We start from the raw sequence: 17244 nt of genomic DNA, 5'->3' as shown, positions 1-17244 counted from the left end.
CGATCCGAAAACCGGTCATCCGACGACGACTTCACCTGTCCGGGCCTTGGCACACCACACCCAACGACCCGAAAACCCCAAAGTCACCGGTATTGCCGCTAGAGGTGCGGGAGGATAGCCGGTCCCAGGTCGCCGATGGTGCGCCCGTGACCGGGCTCGCCGATCGCCTGCATGCTCCAGCCCCCGCTCTGCCGGGACACCTTCGCCATGATCTGGGCGGTGGCAGTGCCGCCGCCGGTGAGCGTGTAACGGGCCAGTTCCTGGCCGGTGTTCTCGTCGACGAGACGGCAGAACGCGTTCGCCACCTCGGTGAACGTCTGGCCGGTGAAGGAATTGACCGTGAAGACGATCTGGTTGACGTGCGTCGGAATCCGTTCGAGGTCGACGAGGATCGACTCGTCGTCACCGCCCTGCCCGGCGCCGCCGACCTGATTGTCCCCGCTGTGCTGCACCGAGCCGTCGTTGCTCACGAGATGCCGGAACCAGACGACGTCGATGATCTCCGTGTCCGCGAACAGCACGGCAGAGGCATCCAGATCGATCTCCCGGCTGCGCCTGCCGAACAGTCCGCGACGGGGCGCGGACTGCCAGCCCAGACCCATCCTGACCGCCTTCAGAGTGCCGCCACCGGCCTTCTGCAGGCTGACGGCCTGTCCCTTGGACAAGTTGACGCTCACGTGGGTCCTCTTCTCATGGGCTGCCGGCCGTGGCACAGCCGGACAGGGTGGCGATCCAGTTCGGTGGCCCACCGTATGCGCTGCGGCACCGCGGGCCGCCACCAGGGAAAGGACTTTGTGGCAGGGTTGCGACATGACCGCCCCACAGGCCTGGTGCGTCTACGCTGCTGTCGGGGAAGGCGATCGGGACAGCCGCGTGCCTGCCGACACGGCGCTGCGGCAACGGGGGTGCGATGAAGCCTCGGCTGGTGTTCGTGCATGGCGTGGGAGGGCCGCGGGACGCCGTTGGCGAACTGGCCCACTGGAAAAGCGCGTTGGCCAAGGGCATGCGGGCAGCCGGCCATTCCTCGATGGCCGAGGCGTTGTCGGACGGCGGGATCGACTGCGCGTTCGTGTACTACGGCGATCTCTTCCGGCCTCCGCAGGCGCAGGGCGCCCTGGTGGAGGTCGAGGACGAGAGGTCCGCGGAACTCCTCCTCGCCTTGCTCGACGATGTCCTGGCAGGCCTCTCCGAGCGGCTCCCGGACACTCCAGAGGACGAGCAGGACCTGATACGCGCCCAGGTGCTCGCGCACGCGCGGGCGGAGGCTGCTCCGCATCCGCAGGAGCAGGGGGTCATGGCCCTCGCGCGCCGTGCTCTCAACGCGGCCACCACCGTCCTGTCCGTACGACTGTTCCGCGGCCTTGGGCAGTGGGCCGCACCGAAGTTGATGGTGCGCGACCTCGGGCAGGTGGCACGCTACCTGGCCCGGCGCGAGGACGACGGGACGCAGGAGACTCTGGACACCCGGATCCGCAACCGACTGGTGAGGGAGCTGACGCATGGCACCACGGTGCTGGTGGCCCACTCGCTCGGCACCGTCGTCAGCTGGGAGACCCTGCACGAACACCCTTCACCGGTACGGCTGCTGGTGACGTTGGGGTCCCCGCTCGGTATGCGTACCGTCGTGACTCCAAGGCTGGTCCCGCAGCCCCCGCGCACACCCGAGCGGGTCGGTGAGTGGCTGAACTTCTTCGACTCCGACGACCCGGTGGCCGTACGCCCCTGGCTGGAGAACGACTTCGCACCCAACGGCGCCCAGGTACGGCCGGACAGCCGCAGGGTCGACTCCGAGGGGTTCTGGGTGCATCCAGCCGTGCTCTACCTGGCCCAGCCCGGAGTGGCGGGCCCGATCGCCGAGGTGCTGCACGCGGCGCGTAACGGAGAACGATGACTATGCCCCCGACAGCCCGGCGCCATGTGGTGGTGCTCGGCGCCCAATGCGCCGCCATGGAGCACCTCGACCGACTGGAGGAGTCGGCCACCCTGCTGCACAGCGTGCTGGCAGATCCCTCGCTCGGAGGCTGCGCCCCGGGACTGCGCGACGGTCGATCCCTGGTACTGGGCGCGGAACTGACCGGCGCCAGGATCGGTGAACTACTCCGTGAGGCCTATCGGTTCGCCGGTGAACGGGGCGCCGTGCTGGTGGTGGCGTTGCTGGGACACGGCTTCACTCCGGGGGGCACCAGCTCCCTCTACTACATGGGCACCGACTCCCGCCCCGAGGTCCGCGACGCGGCCGTCGAGGTCGGACCGCTGTTGCGGGACGCCGCCGACCAGGACGGCGTGCAGGGGGTCGTCTGCGTCACGGACACTTGTCACGCCGGCGCCGCCATGCCGAGCTCCCGGGATCTGGCGGCCGGAGTGCGGGGCGGCAGCACCAGGCTGGCGGTCCTGATGTCCTGCGGAGCCGCTCAGCCGGCCCGTGATCTGGGACTGTCCCGGGAGTTGACCGCCCTGCTGCAGCAAGGGGAGAGCCAGGGCGGGCGGTTCATCGGCGTGGGAACCGCGGCCCGGGCGCTGCGGGGCCGGGTGGTCGGCCAGAACGTCGGCTATGCCGTCTGGGACGGTCACCCGTTCGCACAGGAGCCCATGTGGCTCGTCCGCAACGCCCGCCATCCCGCGTTCTCCGTTCCGCCGCGCACCGGTGTCCTGGGCCCCCGCTCCCGGGAGGAACTCGCCACCGCCCTCGCCGCCCTGGATCCTCCGCTCACCCGCAGTCAGTTGCCGACCGGCCTCGAAGAGGCGTCCGGCCTGCTCGCCCTCCTCGCCGACCGGCCGGCCGACCACCTGACCCAGCGGGCGGTGCGGGCCGTGGACGGCCTCGTCGTCTCCCTGCGCACGGTGAACCTGTTGTCCGAGTGGCTCGGCAGCGCGGTCACCACCGCCCACCTGTACCGCGCGCTTGGTGCCGTGCTGACCGCCGAGGCGGAGGTCCCGAGGAGTCGCCCCCGGCCGACGCTGCCCGACGTGGTCGACCATGTCGTGCACGAGCACCCGGTCACCGATCCGGACTGCCGCCGCTGGCTCACCCACTTCGTGGTCATGCTCGGGCTGGAAGCCGACCAGAACCCGGAAGATCCCGTCGTCCAGCAGTGGGCCCGCTCGATCGATGCCTCCGTCCAGCTCAACGACGCGCTCCTCTTCGCCCGCGCCCGGCGCGAGAACCGGCAACTCACCCTGGTGGTGAGCCTGCATGCTTCGCTCACCGGCGACTGGCCCGACTCCCTGGACGCGTGGCTGCTGCGCGAGGGCACGGTGGTCGGACACGAGCAGTTCCCCGCCGCCGCAGCGGACCGGGCGAGCGCGGAGGACGCCCTCGACGATGCGGTGATCTGGGCGGACGGCGAGGCGGAGGAACTCGGGATCAGCCTTCGCCGGGTCGACGTCGCCCTGCCGACGGCCCTCCTGCTGAGCTGGCGCCCGGAGGAATCCGGGCTGGGCGTTCGGCTCGGCCACCAGTACGAGGTGGTCCTGCACTGGAGCGGACGACTCGCTCCGACCCGGCTGCAAAGAAAACTTCGCCGCACGGTCGAGGATCGCTGGGAGCGCATGCTGGCCTGCAACGCGGACGTTCCCCTGGACTGGCTCGACCGCCACGCCGTACAGAACCGTGAGCGTCTGTACGACGAACTGCACAAGGGCCGGTACTCCAGGGGCATCGTCCTGCTGCACCACCCCGGCGACGACGAGCCGCTGGTGGAACTGCTCCTGTCCTACACCCCGGTGTTCCTGTGGCCACAGCGCGACGGCGACCGGGCCGCATGGCGGGACGGCCTGGACCGGTACTGGCCGACCATGCCCGCCGGTCTGACCCACGCTTACCGGCGGAGCTGGCTCGGTGATCGGCGGGAAGCCGTCGCGGACCTGCGGGCCGTCTGGGACAGCGGGGAGTGGCTGGCCTTCTGCCGCAGTGTCGCCCATCCCGTCCTGCCGTCCGCGTCCCGGCCTCTCAAGGAGGAGAAATGACCTGGAACACCTACTACACGGGCACTGGGCAGCCCCGACCGCAGGCCTGGCTGCCTCCGGCACCACCCTGGCGGACCTTTCCCCGCCAGTCGGCCGGAGCCGTGTTCCAACCACCGGAGGGACTGACGGAAGCCGTGAACGCGGCACTGTGCCTGCGGCGCCCGCTGCTGCTCACCGGCCCGCCGGGCTCGGGCAAGTCGACCGTGATCGAGCAGGTGGCACTGGAGCTGGGACTCGGGCCCGTGCTTCGCTGGCAGATCACCTCCCGCAGCACTCTGGCCGACGCGCTCTACCGCTATGACGCCCTGGGCCGGATTCACGCACACCGGCTCTCCCGGAACCACGACGACGCTTCCGCCGTGGTGGACGACATCGCCGCCTTCCTGCAACTCGGCCCGCTGGGTACCGCCCTGTTGCCGACCCGGCGACCGCGCGCCCTGCTGGTCGACGAGATCGACAAGGCCGACCTGGATCTTCCCGGGGACCTGCTCGACGTACTGGAACGCGGCGAGTACACGATCGTCGAACTGCTGCGGGAGAGCCGGGCCGCGGCCGAGGTACGGACCTGGGATTCGGGAGCCGTCCATCTCGTGGAAGACGGCAGGGTCCGCTGTAGCGAGTTCCCGTTCATCGTCATGACCAGCAACGGGGAGCAGGAAATGCCCCCCGCGTTTCTGCGGCGCTGCGTCCGCTACACCATGCCGCCGCCCACGGTCGCGCTGATGCGCGACGTGGTGGCCAGGCATCTGGGGCTGGATGTGCCCGACCACAGCCCCGAGGCGGAACTCATCCAGGAGTTCGTCGAGCGGGTGGGGGCGGGCGAGACGGTTGCCGTCGATCAACTGCTCAGCACGCTCCACATCCTCAACGGCACACCCGTGACCGACGCCGGCGAGCGGGAACGGGTGAAGCGGCTGCTGATGAAGGACCTTTCGCGTGCCTGACCCGCACTCGGTCAAGGGGCCGGACGACGCGACGACGCGGATCGTCCGGGCGCTGCAGCGCGTGGATCCTGAGCGGGACGCGCTGGGTGTGGCGGAGTTGCTGTGGCTCGCCCGGCTCGGCCTGCCGCAGCGGGACCCGGCGCTCCCCGCCGAACCGTCGCCCCTCGTCGCGGTGCCGTCCGCCGACAAGTCCTCCGCGAGCGAGCAGGCTGCCCCGCCCCAGCCAGCCCTGCCCGCCGAGCCCGTGGTGGGCGATTCGGCATCCGAAGCGGAGGAAGAGCCGCGGCGTCCCGTGTCGGTTCCCGGGGGACGACCGGTACTCAGGGCGCGCGAACTGGTGCGTGCCCTCTACCCGCTCAGGCGGCAATGGCCGTACGGGCGGGTCCGGCGACTCGACATCGACGCCACCGTGGCGCACTACGGGCGTACCGGGGAGCTGTCGCCGGTGTTCGCTCCTGCGCCCGAGCGCTGGTTCGACCTGACGCTGCTCATCGACACCAGCACGTCGATGTCCGTATGGCAGGAGACCGCCGGTGAACTCGGCCGCCTCCTCGTGGTGCTGAACGCCTTCCGCACGGTCCGCATCCGCACCTTCGACGCCGATCTTCCCAACCCCGACCTGCACGCGCGCACGCGGGGCTCCTCACCCGGCTCCGCGTTGGCCACGCCAGCACCGCCCGGTCGACGTGGTCTCGTTCTCGTGCTCTCCGACTGCACCGGACATGCCTGGCAGAGCGGTCATCTCTGGGAGCGACTGCACGGGTGGGCGCAGACGCATGTGACTGCCCTGGTCAATCCCCTTCCTACGCGTACGTGGCGGCATGTCGGCGTGGACCTGCCGGCCGTTCGAGTCTCCTCTCCGGGGACGCCGGGCGCGGCGAACAGCACGCTGCTCTTCCGCGCGTCAGAGGCGGGACAGCTGCCGGTTCCGACCTTCACACCGGCGCCACGGCCCGTCGGGCTGTGGGCGCGCACCCTCATGCGGTGCAGCCGCGACGGCTGTGACGCGCTTGTCGTACCGATGCCGGGCAAGGACTTCTTCGACGGAGCGTGGCCACCGGCCGAGGCGGACGCGCAGGAGCCCGAACAGACACTGGCGAAGGCCTTCCGCAACCGGGCATCGGGCGAGGCGGTGCGACTGGCCGTGCTCTGCTCCCCCTTCCCCGAACTCAGCGTCTCCCTCCTGCGGCTCATCGCCGAGGAACTCGTGCCCGAGGCCACCGAGTCCGATCTGGCGGAGTTCCTCGTCGGCGGCCCCGTCGTCCCTGCCAAGCGGCTCCGCGCCGACAGCGACGAATCGGCATGGGTGCGCTACCGGCCCGCGGCGCGCGAATACTTCACGTCTCTGCTGAGTGTGCGCGAGGCATGGCAGTTGTACGACGTCCTGACCCGCGCCGTGGCCCGTGGCCCGGTGTTCCGGGCGCGCACTCCGGGGTTCGGGAGTCTTTCCGTCGGGGCCTCGGCCGCGCTGGCGGGCGGGGCGTCACTGGCCGAGGCCCCGACCCGGGTCCTGGAGTTGCTGGGGATCGCGCTGGGCCGGCCGGAGGATGCGCCGACCGAAGAGGTGCCCGAGGAGCCGGTCGAGGACGGAGGCTTCGCATCGGACGACGGAGCGGGCTTCACTCCGATCAGGGAGGTCTTTCTCTCCAAGGGGCAGACGGTCGGCCTGCGGCAGGCCGACGGCAGGCCCATGACGGCGGTCGGAATCGAGATCGGCTGGCGACCCGTCCCGCGCCGTGGCCTCTTCCGATCCCGGGTCAAAGACATCGATCTGGACGCTTCGGTTGTGCTGTTCGCCGACCGGCAGCCGGTTGACGTGGTGTTCTTCCGTCACCTGGTGAGTGATGACGGCTCCGTCCGCCACACCGGTGACAGCATCGTCGGCGACACCGAGAAGATCCTCGTCGACATCCCTCGAGTTCCCCTTCACATCGACTGCCTGGTCGTCACGTTGAACTCCTTCACAGGCGAGTCGTTCAGGAATGTCCAGACTGTTTCCTGTCGGCTCATCGATGAGCCGACAGGAAACGGGATCGCCACGTGTTCCTTCACGGGTGGCCACGACTCGACGGCGAGGATTCTGGTGAAGCTGCACCGCACCACCCCTGAGGGCTGGAGTATGACGACACTCGACGCGATGGCCAACGGCCGTACGTTCCAGGATCTGATGCCGGCGATCCTGCCGTGCCTGTAGCGAGGGCTCAGGCCAGGCCCGCCTCCTTCATCTGCCGGAGCTCCTTCTTCATCTCGGAGACCTCGTCGCGCAGCCGGGCCGCGATCTCGAACTGGAGGTCGGCGGCGGCAGCACGCATGCGTGCCGTCATCTCCTCGATCTGCTCGGCGAGTTCGGCCGCGGGACGGTCGGTCGGGACGGTCTCCTGAGCCTTGCCCTTGGCGGACTTGGCGCCCCCCTTGGCAGCCTTGCCGCCGAGGGCGGGCACGGGGGCCTTGGCCGCCTTGCCGTCCTTGCCCTTGCGGTAACCGGAGCCGAGCAGTTGCTCGGTGTCCACGTCCTCGCGGGCGATCTGCGCGACGATGTCGTTGATCTTCTTGCGGAGCGGCTGGGGGTCGATGCCCCGCTCCTCGTTGTACGCGACCTGCTTCTCGCGGCGGCGGTTCGTCTCGTCGATGGCCTTCTCCATCGCCGGGGTGATCTTGTCGGCGTACATGTGGACCTGGCCGGAGACATTGCGTGCCGCGCGGCCGATGGTCTGGATCAGCGAGGTGCCGGAGCGCAGGAAGCCCTCCTTGTCGGCGTCGAGGATGGCCACCAGGGACACCTCGGGCAGGTCGAGACCTTCCCGCAGGAGGTTGATGCCGACCAGGACGTCGAACTCGCCGGAGCGCAGCTCGCGCAGCAGCTCCACACGGCGCAGGGTGTCGACGTCGCTGTGCAGATAGCGGACCTGGATGCCGAGTTCCAGGAAGTAGTCGGTGAGGTCCTCGGCCATCTTCTTGGTGAGCGTGGTGACCAGGACGCGCTCGTCCTTCTCGGTGCGGGTGCGGATCTCGTGCACCAGGTCGTCGATCTGGCCCTCGGTGGGCTTGACGACGACCTCCGGGTCGACCAGGCCGGTGGGGCGGATGATCTGCTCGACGACGCCGTCCCCGCGGGAGAGCTCGTACTTGCCGGGGGTCGCCGACAGATAGACCGTCTGGCCGATGCGCTCGGTGAACTCCTCCCACTTGAGGGGGCGGTTGTCCAGGGCCGAGGGGAGCCGGAAGCCGTGGTCGACGAGGGTGCGCTTGCGGGAGGCGTCGCCCTCGTACATGGCGCCGATCTGGGGCACGGTCACATGCGACTCGTCGATGACGAGCAGGAAGTCGTCCGGGAAGTAGTCGAGGAGGGTGTTCGGCGGGGAGCCGGGCAGGCGGCCGTCGAAGTGCATCGAGTAGTTCTCCACGCCGGAGCAGGAGCCGATCTGGCGGAGCATCTCCAGGTCGTACGTCGTGCGCATGCGCAGCCGCTGGGCCTCCAGGAGCTTGCCCTGCTTCTCCAGCTCGGCCAGGCGCTCCCCCAGCTCCTTCTCGATGTCGTTGACGGCCCGCTCCATGCGCTCGGGGCCCGCGACGTAGTGGGAGGCCGGGAAGACGTACAGCTGCTCGTCGTCGCTGATGATCTCGCCGGTCAGCGGGTGCAGCGTTGACAAGGCCTCGATCTCGTCGCCGAACATCTCGATGCGGACGGCGAGTTCCTCGTAGACCGGGAAGATCTCGATGGTGTCGCCGCGGACCCGGAAGGTACCCCGGCTGAAAGCCAGGTCGTTGCGCGTGTACTGGATGTCCACGAAGCGGCGCAGCAGTTGGTCGCGGTCGAGTTCGTCGCCGACCCTGAGCGGGACCATGCGGTCCACGTACTCCTGGGGCGTACCCAGGCCGTAGATGCAGGAGACGGAGGCGACCACGACGACGTCCCTGCGGGTGAGCAGCGAGTTGGTCGCGGAGTGACGCAGCCGCTCGACCTCCTCGTTGATCGAGGAGTCCTTCTCGATGTAGGTGTCCGACTGCGGGACGTACGCCTCGGGCTGGTAGTAGTCGTAGTACGAGACGAAGTACTCGACCGCGTTGTTCGGCAAGAGCTCGCGGAACTCGTTCGCCAGCTGGGCGGCCAGCGTCTTGTTCGGGGCCATCACGAGGGTGGGGCGCTGGAGCTTCTCGATCATCCACGCCGTGGTGGCGGACTTTCCGGTGCCGGTCGCGCCGAGCAGGACGACGTCCTTCTCACCTGCCTCGATGCGCTTGGCCAGCTCGGCGATGGCCGCCGGCTGGTCGCCGCTGGGCTGGTAGGGGCTGACGACCTCGAAGGGCGCCACCGTACGTTCGATGTGGGAAACGGGCCGCATGGAGTCCACCGTACGACCCCCCACTGACAACGCGGCCTGATCAGCGGGTCCGGCCGCTGCCGAGGCCGGTGGGTCAGCGGTTCTGCGGCGTGCGGGAGTCGCGGTGGGTCATGTTGCGGCGGGGGCGGAGCGTGGGGCGGCGGGCGGCGGGGTGGGGGACGAGTTCGCGCGCCGGGACGCCGGGCTTGTTCTCGGCGGGTGACCACACCGGCTTGCCCATGACCATCAGCGGATCGAACATCACGACGACACCGGCGAGCAGCAGGAAGGCCAGCGGGCCGATCATCATGGGCGCCAGTAGGGAGGCGGCCGAGTCACCGGCGACGGGTGCGGACGTGCCGTGCAGATGGACGCTGAGGGCCGCCATGCCGGTGTAGTGCATGCCCGTGACGGCGAGCCCCATGACAAGGCTCGCGCCCACACTCCACAGGAACCCCCTGACCTGTCCGGCGGCCCACAACGCCGCCGTGGCCGCGACGACGGCTATGACCACGGAAATGGCGACGGTGACGGTGTTGTACTCCAGTTGCCCGTTCAGGCGCATTCCCGCCATGCCCAGGTAGTGCATCGAGGCGATGCCCAGGCCGGTGATGGCGCCGCCGGTCATCAGGGCCGTTCCGGTCGCTCCCCGGTATCCGACGATGAAGACCCCGATGCCCACCATGACGATGGCGACGCCCAGGCTCGCGAAGGTGATGGACCGGTCGTAGTGGATCGGCGCCTGCTCGACCTTGAACCCCATCATCGCGATGAAGTGCATGGTCCAGATGCCGGAGCCCATCGCCGCCGAGCCGAGCGCCAGCCAGCCGGGGCGCCAGGACCGGCTGACCAGCATGGATCTGGTGGTGCAACGCAGGCCGAGGGCTCCGCCGAGGCAGGCCATGAGGTAAGCCACCAGCGGTGTGACGAGTCCGTAGCTGAATCCGTCGACCGTGCCTTGCATGCGCGGCTACCTTCCGCCCTCTTACGTCCTGGAATCCCCTGAAATGCGCCCCTTCCCAGTACCGCCAGGGCGGTCGGGGTCGAGGCAGAGAGTATGACCCCCACCGGATTGGTCGAACGATTTTCCGGCAAAGAAACACGCCCTTGCCCCACTTGTGCGGCACCAGTGAGCGCTCTTGGGACGAGCCCATTCAGGATGTGGCCATTCTGTACCCCACTGCCGTTGACCCGCTGCTGTCACAGTTGTGCTGTACGTGATTGCTCGACGTGAGGAGTACGTATGCACGCGCGCGCTGCGACCGCCCTGACCTCCGCGTTCCTGGGGACCGCCGCCCTTCTGCTTCCCGCAACCGGCGTCCGGGCCGTCGAGGACGGCACGCCCCCCACGATCATCGCCCACCGCGGCGCCTCCGCCTATGCCCCCGAGAACACCCTGGCCTCCGTCGACAAGGCCGCCGCGCTCGGCACCGTCTGGGTCGAGAACGACGTCCAGCGCACCAGGGACGGCAAGCTCGTCGTCCTCCACGACGACAGCCTGCAGCGCACCACCGATGTGGAGACGGTCTTTCCTTCCAGGGCGCCCTGGAAGGTGAAGGACTTCACCGCCGCCGAGATCGCCCGCCTGGACGCGGGCAGCTGGTTCGGCGCCGCCTACGCGGGTGCGCGCGTGCCGACGCTCAAGCAGTACATGGACCGCGTCGATCTTCACCGTCAGAAGCTGCTTCTCGAACTCAAGAACCCGGAGCTGTACCCGGGCATCGAGCGGGAGACCCTCAAGCTCCTCAGCAACGAGGGCTGGCTGGACGGGCGGCACAGGAACCGGCTGATCGTGCAGAGTTTCAGCGCGGCGAGCCTGCGGACCGTCCACGGTCTCAAGCCCGGTGTGAAGACCGGCTTCCTCGGGACGCCGGCCACGGCGGAGCTGTCCTCGTACGCGGTCTTCGCCGACCAGATCAACCCGCCCTACACCTCCCTCTCGAGGGGTTACGTCTCCGCGGTCCAGACCTTCACGGGCCCGCACCACAAGCCGCTGGAGGTCTACACCTGGACCGTCGACACCGCCGCCGTGGCGCGGCGGGTCGCCGGGTACGGCGTCGACGGCATCATCACCAACAAGCCCGACGCCGTACGGGACGCCCTGCGCGATTAGCGGCTGTTTCCGCAGGTCACCGAGTGTTGTCAGTGGCGGCTCGTACGGTGGTCGCATGAACAGCCATGGGCAGGACGAGCAGCGGGTGGTGTGGGCCGTCATCGGCACGGACATCGGCCCGCTGCTGCTGGCCGCGACCGACGAGGGACTGGTCAACGTGGTCTTCCACGCCACCGACCCGGTCCGTGACAAGGCGCTGGACAGGCTCGCGTCTCGACTGGGCACCGAGCCCGTAGAGGCACCCGGCTCCCCGCTGCTGGCCGAGGCGACAGCCCAGGTCGAGGCCTACTTCGCGGGCGAGCGGCACGACTTCGAGCTGCCCCTGGACTGGTCGCTGATCTCAGGCTTCAACCGGCAGGTGCTGCGCGAGCTGGCGTCCGGTGTGGCGTTCGGCCAGGTCGTCGGGTACGGCGAACTGGCCGGGCGGGTCGGACAGCCGGGTGCCGCCCAGGCCGTCGGGGTGGCCATGGGCTCCAATCCGCTGCCGGTCGTCGTGCCCTGCCACCGGGTCGTCGAGAGCGACGGCGGCATCGGCGGGTTCGGCGGTGGTCTGGAGACCAAGCGGAAGCTGCTCGCGCTTGAGGGCGTGCTGCCCGAGCCGCTGTTCTGAGGCGCGACTTCAGCCCTTCGTGAAGGGGTTGCGCGACGGCTGGCCGGAAGGCCGGTGCGGTAGCAGACTCCGCCGTGCGCACAGCCACTGGCATCCGAGGGCTCGGAGCCGAAGGGACGGCGATCAGACATGAGCGGAAACAGGGCAGTCGCGTATCTCAAGCCGGGCGCGGTGGAGGTCAGGACCGTCGACCACCCCACGCTTGAGCTCCAGGACGGGCCGGGGGTGTCTCCCGAGGCGGTCGGCAGGAAATGCCGGCACGGGGTGATCCTCAAGGTTCTCGCCACCAACATCTGCGGCAGCGACCAGCACATGGTGCGCGGGCGGACCACCGCGCCCGAGGGGCTGGTCCTCGGACACGAGATCACCGGAGAGGTCGTCGAACGGGGTCCGGACGTCGAGTTCGTCGACGTCGGCGACATCGTCTCCGTACCGTTCAACATCGCCTGCGGGCGGTGCCGTAACTGCAAGGAGGGCAAGACCGGCATCTGCCTGAACGTCAACGCGTCCCGCCCGGGGGCCGCCTACGGCTATGTCGACATGGGCGGCTGGGTCGGTGGCCAGGCCGAGTTCGCCATGGTGCCGTACGCGGACTTCAACCTACTGAAGTTCCCCGACCGGGACGAGGCCCGCGAGAAGCTGCTCGATCTGACCATGCTGTCGGACATCTTCCCGACCGGCTTCCACGGCGTGGTGAGTTCGGGCGCGGGCGTCGGTTCGACCGTGTACGTCGCCGGGGCGGGCCCGGTGGGTCTGGCGGCGGCCGCGTCGGCACAGCTCCTCGGTGCCGCCGTGGTCATCGTCGGGGACCTCAACGCCGAGCGGCTCGCCCAGGCACGGAGCTTCGGCTGCGAGACCGTCGACGTGTCGCAGGGCAGTGTGGAGGACCAGATCGCGCAGATCCTCGGAGTGCCCGAGGTGGACGCCGCGGTCGACGCGGTGGGCTTCGAGGCTCGAGCCCACGGCAAGGACGCCCCGGAGGCGCCGGCGACCGTCCTGAACTCGCTGATGGGCATCACACGCGCGGGCGGTGCGCTGGGTATCCCCGGCCTGTACGTCACCGATGACCCCGGTGGGGTCGACGAGGACTCGAAGAGCGGGACGCTGAAGGTGCGTCTCGGGCTCGGCTGGGCCAAGAGCCATCGCTTCACCACCGGGCAGTGCCCGGTGATGCAGTACAACCGCAGCCTGATGATGGCGATCCTGCACGGCCGTGTGCACATCGCCAAGGCGGTCAACGCGACGGTCATAGGGCTGGAGGACGCACCGCGCGGCTACGCCGAGTTCGACCAGGGCGCCGGCCGCAAGTACGTGCTCGACCCGCATGGAGCGCTGAACGGAGTACGTCCGGTCTGACCCCTCCGGGAAGGCGGGGCCACGCGTGTGTGCGCGTGGCCCCGTACATGTCAGTCGTAGTGGCGTGCCGTCAGTCGTAGTGGCGTGCCTCGAAGACGTTCCCGTCGGGGTCGCGGAAGTAGAAGCTGCGCCGCGCCATACCGCGGGCTCCGAAGGAGTCGTGCGAGATGGCGGAGACCGGCACCGAGCGCTCCTCCAGGCGCGCGCGGAGTGTCTCGAAATCGTCGGCCGGCAGGGCCAGGCAGACATGGTTGACGGGGTGTCCCGCGCTCTGGGCGGCGCCGGGAACCATGTCCATGCGCTCCGCCACGGCGAGCGGCATGAGGTCGAAGATGGTCTCGTCGTTGAGCCGTACGGAGGGGAAGGGCACCGCTCCCGCCGCGAAGTCGGTGATCCTCAGGGGTTCCATGCCCAGGTTCTTCTCGTAGAAGTCGGCCGACGCCACCGGGTCGCGCACCCAGAGGACGACATGGTCGAGACGTGTCGAGTTGTCCGTCATGCACCCCAGGCTGGTGTCCTCCTCCACAGGCCGCAAGGGTTTGACCGGACGTGCGGCTCGCCAGAGATGAGGGAAGACCGAACGACAGGAGGCGGGCCGTGGTGCTGGTGTTGTCCGAAGAGGTGCGCGAGGCGATCGACGCGCGTCGACCCGTGGTGGCTCTGGAGTCCACGATCATCGCGCACGGACTGCCGCGTCCGCGCAATCTGCAGGTGGCGCTGGAGCTGGAGGACGTCGTACGGCAGGAGGGCGCCGTACCGGCGACGATCGCCGTGCTGGACGGGCGGCCCCATGTCGGCCTGGACAAGGAGCAGTTGGAGCGGGTCGCGAACGAGGACGGGATCCGCAAGCTCGGCCATCGCGATCTGCCGCTCGCGGTGGCCGCCGGGGCGAGCGGGGCGACCACGGTGTCGGCGACGGCGCAGCTGGCGGCGCTGGCCGGGGTGCGGGTGTTCGCGACGGGCGGGCTCGGTGGAGTGCACCGGGAGTGGACCGTCACCCAGGACGAGTCGGCCGACCTGGGTCTGCTGGCGCGCACGCGGATCACCGTGGTGTGCGCTGGGGTGAAGTCGATCCTGGATGTGCCCGCGACCCTGCAGCGGCTGGAGACCCTGGGCGTCGCGGTGGCCGGATACGGCACGGACCGGTTTCCCGGCTTCTATCTGTCCGACTCGGGACACCCCGTGGAGTGGACTCTGGAGACGCCGGAGCAGGTGGCTGCCGTGATGCGGGCCCAGGACGCGCTCGACGCGGCCGATTCCTCGCTGATCGTCGCCAACCCCGTGCCGGAGGCCGAGCAGCTGGATCCCGAACTGCACACGCGTGTGCTCGCGGAAGCGCTGCACGCGTGCGAGGAGGCCAGGGTCACCGGGCAGGGGGTCACGCCGTTCCTGCTGGACTACCTGGTCAGGCACACCGACGGTGCCTCCCTGAGCGCGAACCTGGCGGCGGTGCGCGGCAACGTGCGTCTGGCGGGGCGGATCGCGGCGGCCTGGGCCGGGACGTGACGACGGACGGCCACGGCAACGCTGCGGCTGACCGGAATGGTGCCCTCCTGGTCGTCGGGGACGTCATCACGGACGTCGTCGCACGGCATCGGGGGCCCATGGCTGCGGGTACGGACACGACCGCGGCGATCCGTACGGTGCCGGGCGGGGCGGGCGCCAACGTGGCCTGCTGGGCCGCGCGCGAAGGCAGTGTCGAGGTGCGGCTGCTGGGGCGGGTGGGTGCGGAGTCCGTCGCATGGCACGAGCGGGAGCTGGCCGCGTGCGGGGTGCGACCCCGGCTCGTCGTCGATCCAGAGGCGCCGACCGGGACGGTGATCTGTCTCGTGGACACGGGTGAGGCCGCCGAGCGGACGTTCCTCACCGACAGCGGGGCGGCACTGCGGCTGGAGCCGGACGACTGGTCGGACGCGCTGCTCGACGGAGTGTCCCGGTTGCACCTGTCGGGCTATCTCCTGTTCTCGGAGCGGAGCCGCGCACTGGTGGCGGTGGCCCTGGAGTCGGCACGCGCGCGTGGCGTGCCGGTGAGTCTGGATCCGGCGTCCGCGGGCTTTCTGAAGGAGCTGGGGGTGGACCGCTTCCTCTCGCTGGTCGAGGGGGTGGACGTGCTGCTGCCGAGCCGGGACGAGGCGTGTCTGCTCACCGGGCTCCCCGACGCGGCGGACGCGGCGGCCAAGCTGAGCCGCCACGTCCCGCTGGTGGTCGCCAAACAGGGGGCGGCGGGCGCGCTGATCGCCCGGTCCGGCACCGTGTCCGCGCACGTCCCCGCCGTAGCGGCGACACCCCGGGACACCACCGGGGCGGGCGACGCGTTCACTGGTGCGTTCCTCGCGGCCCTGCTCACGGGCGCCGGGCCCGAGGACGCGGCTGCGGAGGGCTGCCGGGCGGGTGCGCTGGCGGTGGAGCGGGTGGGCGGGAGACCGCCGGCGGCGGGTTGACGACCGGTCGGTGAACGCCGGTGGCGAACTGACGGCCGGTCGCCGGGACCTGGGACGGACGACCGGCCTCCGACACCTGGCTGACGACCGGTCGGTGAACGCCGGTGGCGAACTGACGGCCGGTCGGCGAGACCTGGGACGGACACCGGCCGACGGCCGCCGACACCAGGCTGAGCTGGGGCGACCGGTCGGCGAGCGCCGGCGCCGGACTGACGGCCGATCCGTAGCCGCCCGCACCGGACTGAGACACGGCCCGACACCCACCAGTCGGCCTCCCGGCACGGCCCGACACCCACCAGTCGACCTTCCCGCACGGCACCACACCCACCAGTCACCCACGAGCGATCAGCCCACTGCGGCGTCAGGGCGGTCGCCCCCGGCCCGCGCCGGGAGAGACCCGCTCTCCGTCCCGTTCCCCGACTTCCACCCCTCTCCTACGCCTTGCGCCCCCACGCCGAGATCAGCGGGGCCGTGGCCAGGTCCATCGTGCCGGTGGCGACGTTGGCGAGGTGCTGGTCGATGTCCTCGTCCGTGGCAAGGCCTGCCGTGACGAGCTGGTCGCGGATCTGGCGGACCGTGGCGGACTCCAGGGCGTCGCAGGCCGGCGAGGCGAGCGGGAAGTACGCGTCGGCCGTCACCTGACGCAGCCCCGCCTCCCGCAGCAGCCGCGGGAGGGTGCGGCCGTACGACAGGTCCGCGCCGCGCTCGGCGAGCAGCCGGCGGAAGCCCTGGCGCAGCCGGTTCGCCAGTTGCTGTTCGGGGCCGTACTCGTCGGGGCAGGTCAGGGGCTGCAGGGCGGGGTCGGCGTCCTCCAGCAGCAGCCGCCCGCCTGGTCGCAGGGACTTGATCATCGACCGCAACGCCCGTTCCCGGTCCGGCACATGGACGAGGACGAGCCGGGCGTGCACCAGGTCGAAGCCCTCACCCGGCGGTTCCTCGGCGCTCACGTCGTGGACGCGTACGTTCACCGGCGGGCGGGCCGCCGCGGCCAGGCGCGTGGTGTCGATGTCGGTCGCGACGACCCGTCCGGTGGGGCCGACCTTCTTGGCCAGCCAGGACACCACGGACGTGCCACCGGCGCCGACCTCCCAGCAGCGCCAGCCGGGGCCGACGCCGAACCCTTCGAGATGCCGGAAGGTCGTGGGGTCGAAGAGGGTGGCGAAGGCGTCGAAACGTTCTGCCGCCTCCGACTGCCTGTTGTCGAGGAGATACCCGTCGCTTCGTGTCATGCCGCGATGATCCCAGTTGCCGGGCTTGTCTGAAACGGACGACGCGTTCGCTACGACGAGATGGCCGACGCCGGTCCGGCGAGGGGACCGGTATCGAGCCCGGCGAGGCGACCGGGTCGAGTCCGGCGGGAGGCCGGTGCCGAGCCCGGTGCGGGCAGTTGTCCACAGGCGGGAACCAAACGGAATGTTCCCTGTCCACAGGCTCACCCGGCGCTTACGTCGGCCTGGCACACTGGCACGCCAGGACGCAGCAACGCGTCGAA

Annotated in this window: 14 protein-coding genes and 1 pseudogene; 10 read left to right on the top strand and 5 right to left on the bottom strand. The window is 70.1% G+C overall.

Going from position 1 to position 17244, the window contains the following annotated elements; genetic code table 11:
- Positions 1-98 precede the first annotated feature (98 nt).
- Positions 99-677 (bottom strand): TerD family protein, encoded by a 579-nt coding sequence (locus tag AB0D34_RS17355; protein ID WP_362662338.1) that lies wholly within the window; start codon positions 675-677, stop codon positions 99-101.
- 233 nt (positions 678-910) lie between these two features.
- On the opposite strand from AB0D34_RS17355, the gene AB0D34_RS17350 reads away from it, so the two are divergent.
- The 5 genes and pseudogenes from AB0D34_RS17350 to AB0D34_RS17330 all read left to right on the top strand — a co-directional run bounded on the left by AB0D34_RS17350 (position 911) and on the right by AB0D34_RS17330 (position 7104).
- A complete protein-coding gene (locus AB0D34_RS17350) occupies positions 911-1891 on the top strand; it encodes a hypothetical protein (RefSeq protein WP_362662337.1) in 981 nt (326 codons plus the stop codon).
- A 2-nt stretch (positions 1892-1893) separates the two neighbouring features.
- Positions 1894-3966: a hypothetical protein gene (locus tag AB0D34_RS17345; RefSeq protein WP_362662336.1), complete on the top strand. Its 2073-nt coding sequence runs from the start codon at positions 1894-1896 to the stop codon at positions 3964-3966.
- Positions 3963-4910 (top strand): MoxR family ATPase, encoded by a 948-nt coding sequence (locus AB0D34_RS17340; RefSeq protein WP_362662334.1) that lies wholly within the window; start codon positions 3963-3965, stop codon positions 4908-4910. Before AB0D34_RS17345 ends, AB0D34_RS17340 begins: the two co-directional genes overlap by 4 nt.
- Positions 4903-6300: pseudogene (locus tag AB0D34_RS17335) on the top strand (SAV_2336 N-terminal domain-related protein); the annotation flags it as partial. The gene AB0D34_RS17340 and the pseudogene AB0D34_RS17335, both read left to right, overlap by 8 nt.
- 300 nt (positions 6301-6600) lie before the next feature.
- Positions 6601-7104: a TerD family protein gene (locus AB0D34_RS17330; RefSeq protein WP_362662357.1), complete on the top strand. Its 504-nt coding sequence runs from the start codon at positions 6601-6603 to the stop codon at positions 7102-7104.
- 7 nt (positions 7105-7111) lie between these two features.
- Here the strand turns inward: AB0D34_RS17330 and uvrB are convergent, their stop codons facing one another.
- Positions 7112-9253: an excinuclease ABC subunit UvrB gene (uvrB, locus tag AB0D34_RS17325; protein ID WP_362662332.1), complete on the bottom strand. Its 2142-nt coding sequence runs from the start codon at positions 9251-9253 to the stop codon at positions 7112-7114.
- 73 nt (positions 9254-9326) lie between these two features.
- The gene (locus AB0D34_RS17320; RefSeq protein WP_362662330.1) at positions 9327-10196 is read right to left on the bottom strand and encodes an MHYT domain-containing protein; all 870 of its coding nucleotides are present in this window, start codon (positions 10194-10196) and stop codon (positions 9327-9329) included.
- 279 nt (positions 10197-10475) lie between these two features.
- Here AB0D34_RS17320 and AB0D34_RS17315 point away from each other — a divergent pair, with 279 nt between their 5' ends.
- The 3 genes from AB0D34_RS17315 (at position 10476) to fdhA (ending at position 13311) form a co-directional block, all read left to right on the top strand.
- Positions 10476-11345 carry a glycerophosphodiester phosphodiesterase family protein gene (locus tag AB0D34_RS17315; RefSeq protein WP_362662329.1) on the top strand — a complete coding sequence of 290 codons (870 nt, stop codon included), beginning with the start codon at positions 10476-10478 and terminating at the stop codon, positions 11343-11345.
- A 55-nt stretch (positions 11346-11400) separates the two neighbouring features.
- Entirely contained in the window at positions 11401-11955 is a 555-nt protein-coding gene (locus tag AB0D34_RS17310; RefSeq protein ID WP_362662327.1) for a methylated-DNA--[protein]-cysteine S-methyltransferase, read from the top strand.
- A 129-nt stretch (positions 11956-12084) separates the two neighbouring features.
- Entirely contained in the window at positions 12085-13311 is a 1227-nt protein-coding gene (gene fdhA, locus AB0D34_RS17305) for a formaldehyde dehydrogenase, glutathione-independent (RefSeq protein WP_362662325.1), read from the top strand.
- A 70-nt stretch (positions 13312-13381) separates the two neighbouring features.
- On the opposite strand, the gene AB0D34_RS17300 is transcribed toward fdhA, so the two are convergent.
- Entirely contained in the window at positions 13382-13810 is a 429-nt protein-coding gene (locus tag AB0D34_RS17300) for a VOC family protein (RefSeq protein ID WP_362662323.1), read from the bottom strand.
- A 98-nt stretch (positions 13811-13908) separates the two neighbouring features.
- Here AB0D34_RS17300 and AB0D34_RS17295 point away from each other — a divergent pair, with 98 nt between their 5' ends.
- Positions 13909-14817, top strand: coding sequence for a pseudouridine-5'-phosphate glycosidase (locus tag AB0D34_RS17295; RefSeq protein ID WP_362662321.1), 909 nt, complete (start codon positions 13909-13911; stop codon positions 14815-14817).
- Entirely contained in the window at positions 14814-15752 is a 939-nt protein-coding gene (locus AB0D34_RS17290) for a sugar kinase (protein WP_362662319.1), read from the top strand. The genes AB0D34_RS17295 and AB0D34_RS17290 overlap by 4 nt, the downstream gene beginning before the upstream one ends.
- 434 nt (positions 15753-16186) lie before the next feature.
- On the opposite strand, the gene AB0D34_RS17285 is transcribed toward AB0D34_RS17290, so the two are convergent.
- Positions 16187-16981 (bottom strand): methyltransferase domain-containing protein, encoded by a 795-nt coding sequence (locus tag AB0D34_RS17285; RefSeq protein ID WP_362662317.1) that lies wholly within the window; start codon positions 16979-16981, stop codon positions 16187-16189.
- Between the last annotated feature and the right edge of the window lie 263 nt (positions 16982-17244).

It is taken from the genome of Streptomyces sp. NPDC048420 (assembly GCF_040651535.1).
Taxonomy (GTDB): domain Bacteria; phylum Actinomycetota; class Actinomycetes; order Streptomycetales; family Streptomycetaceae; genus Streptomyces.
Note: the sequence above shows the minus strand (reverse complement) of the source record. Positions and strands in the feature narration are given on the sequence as shown.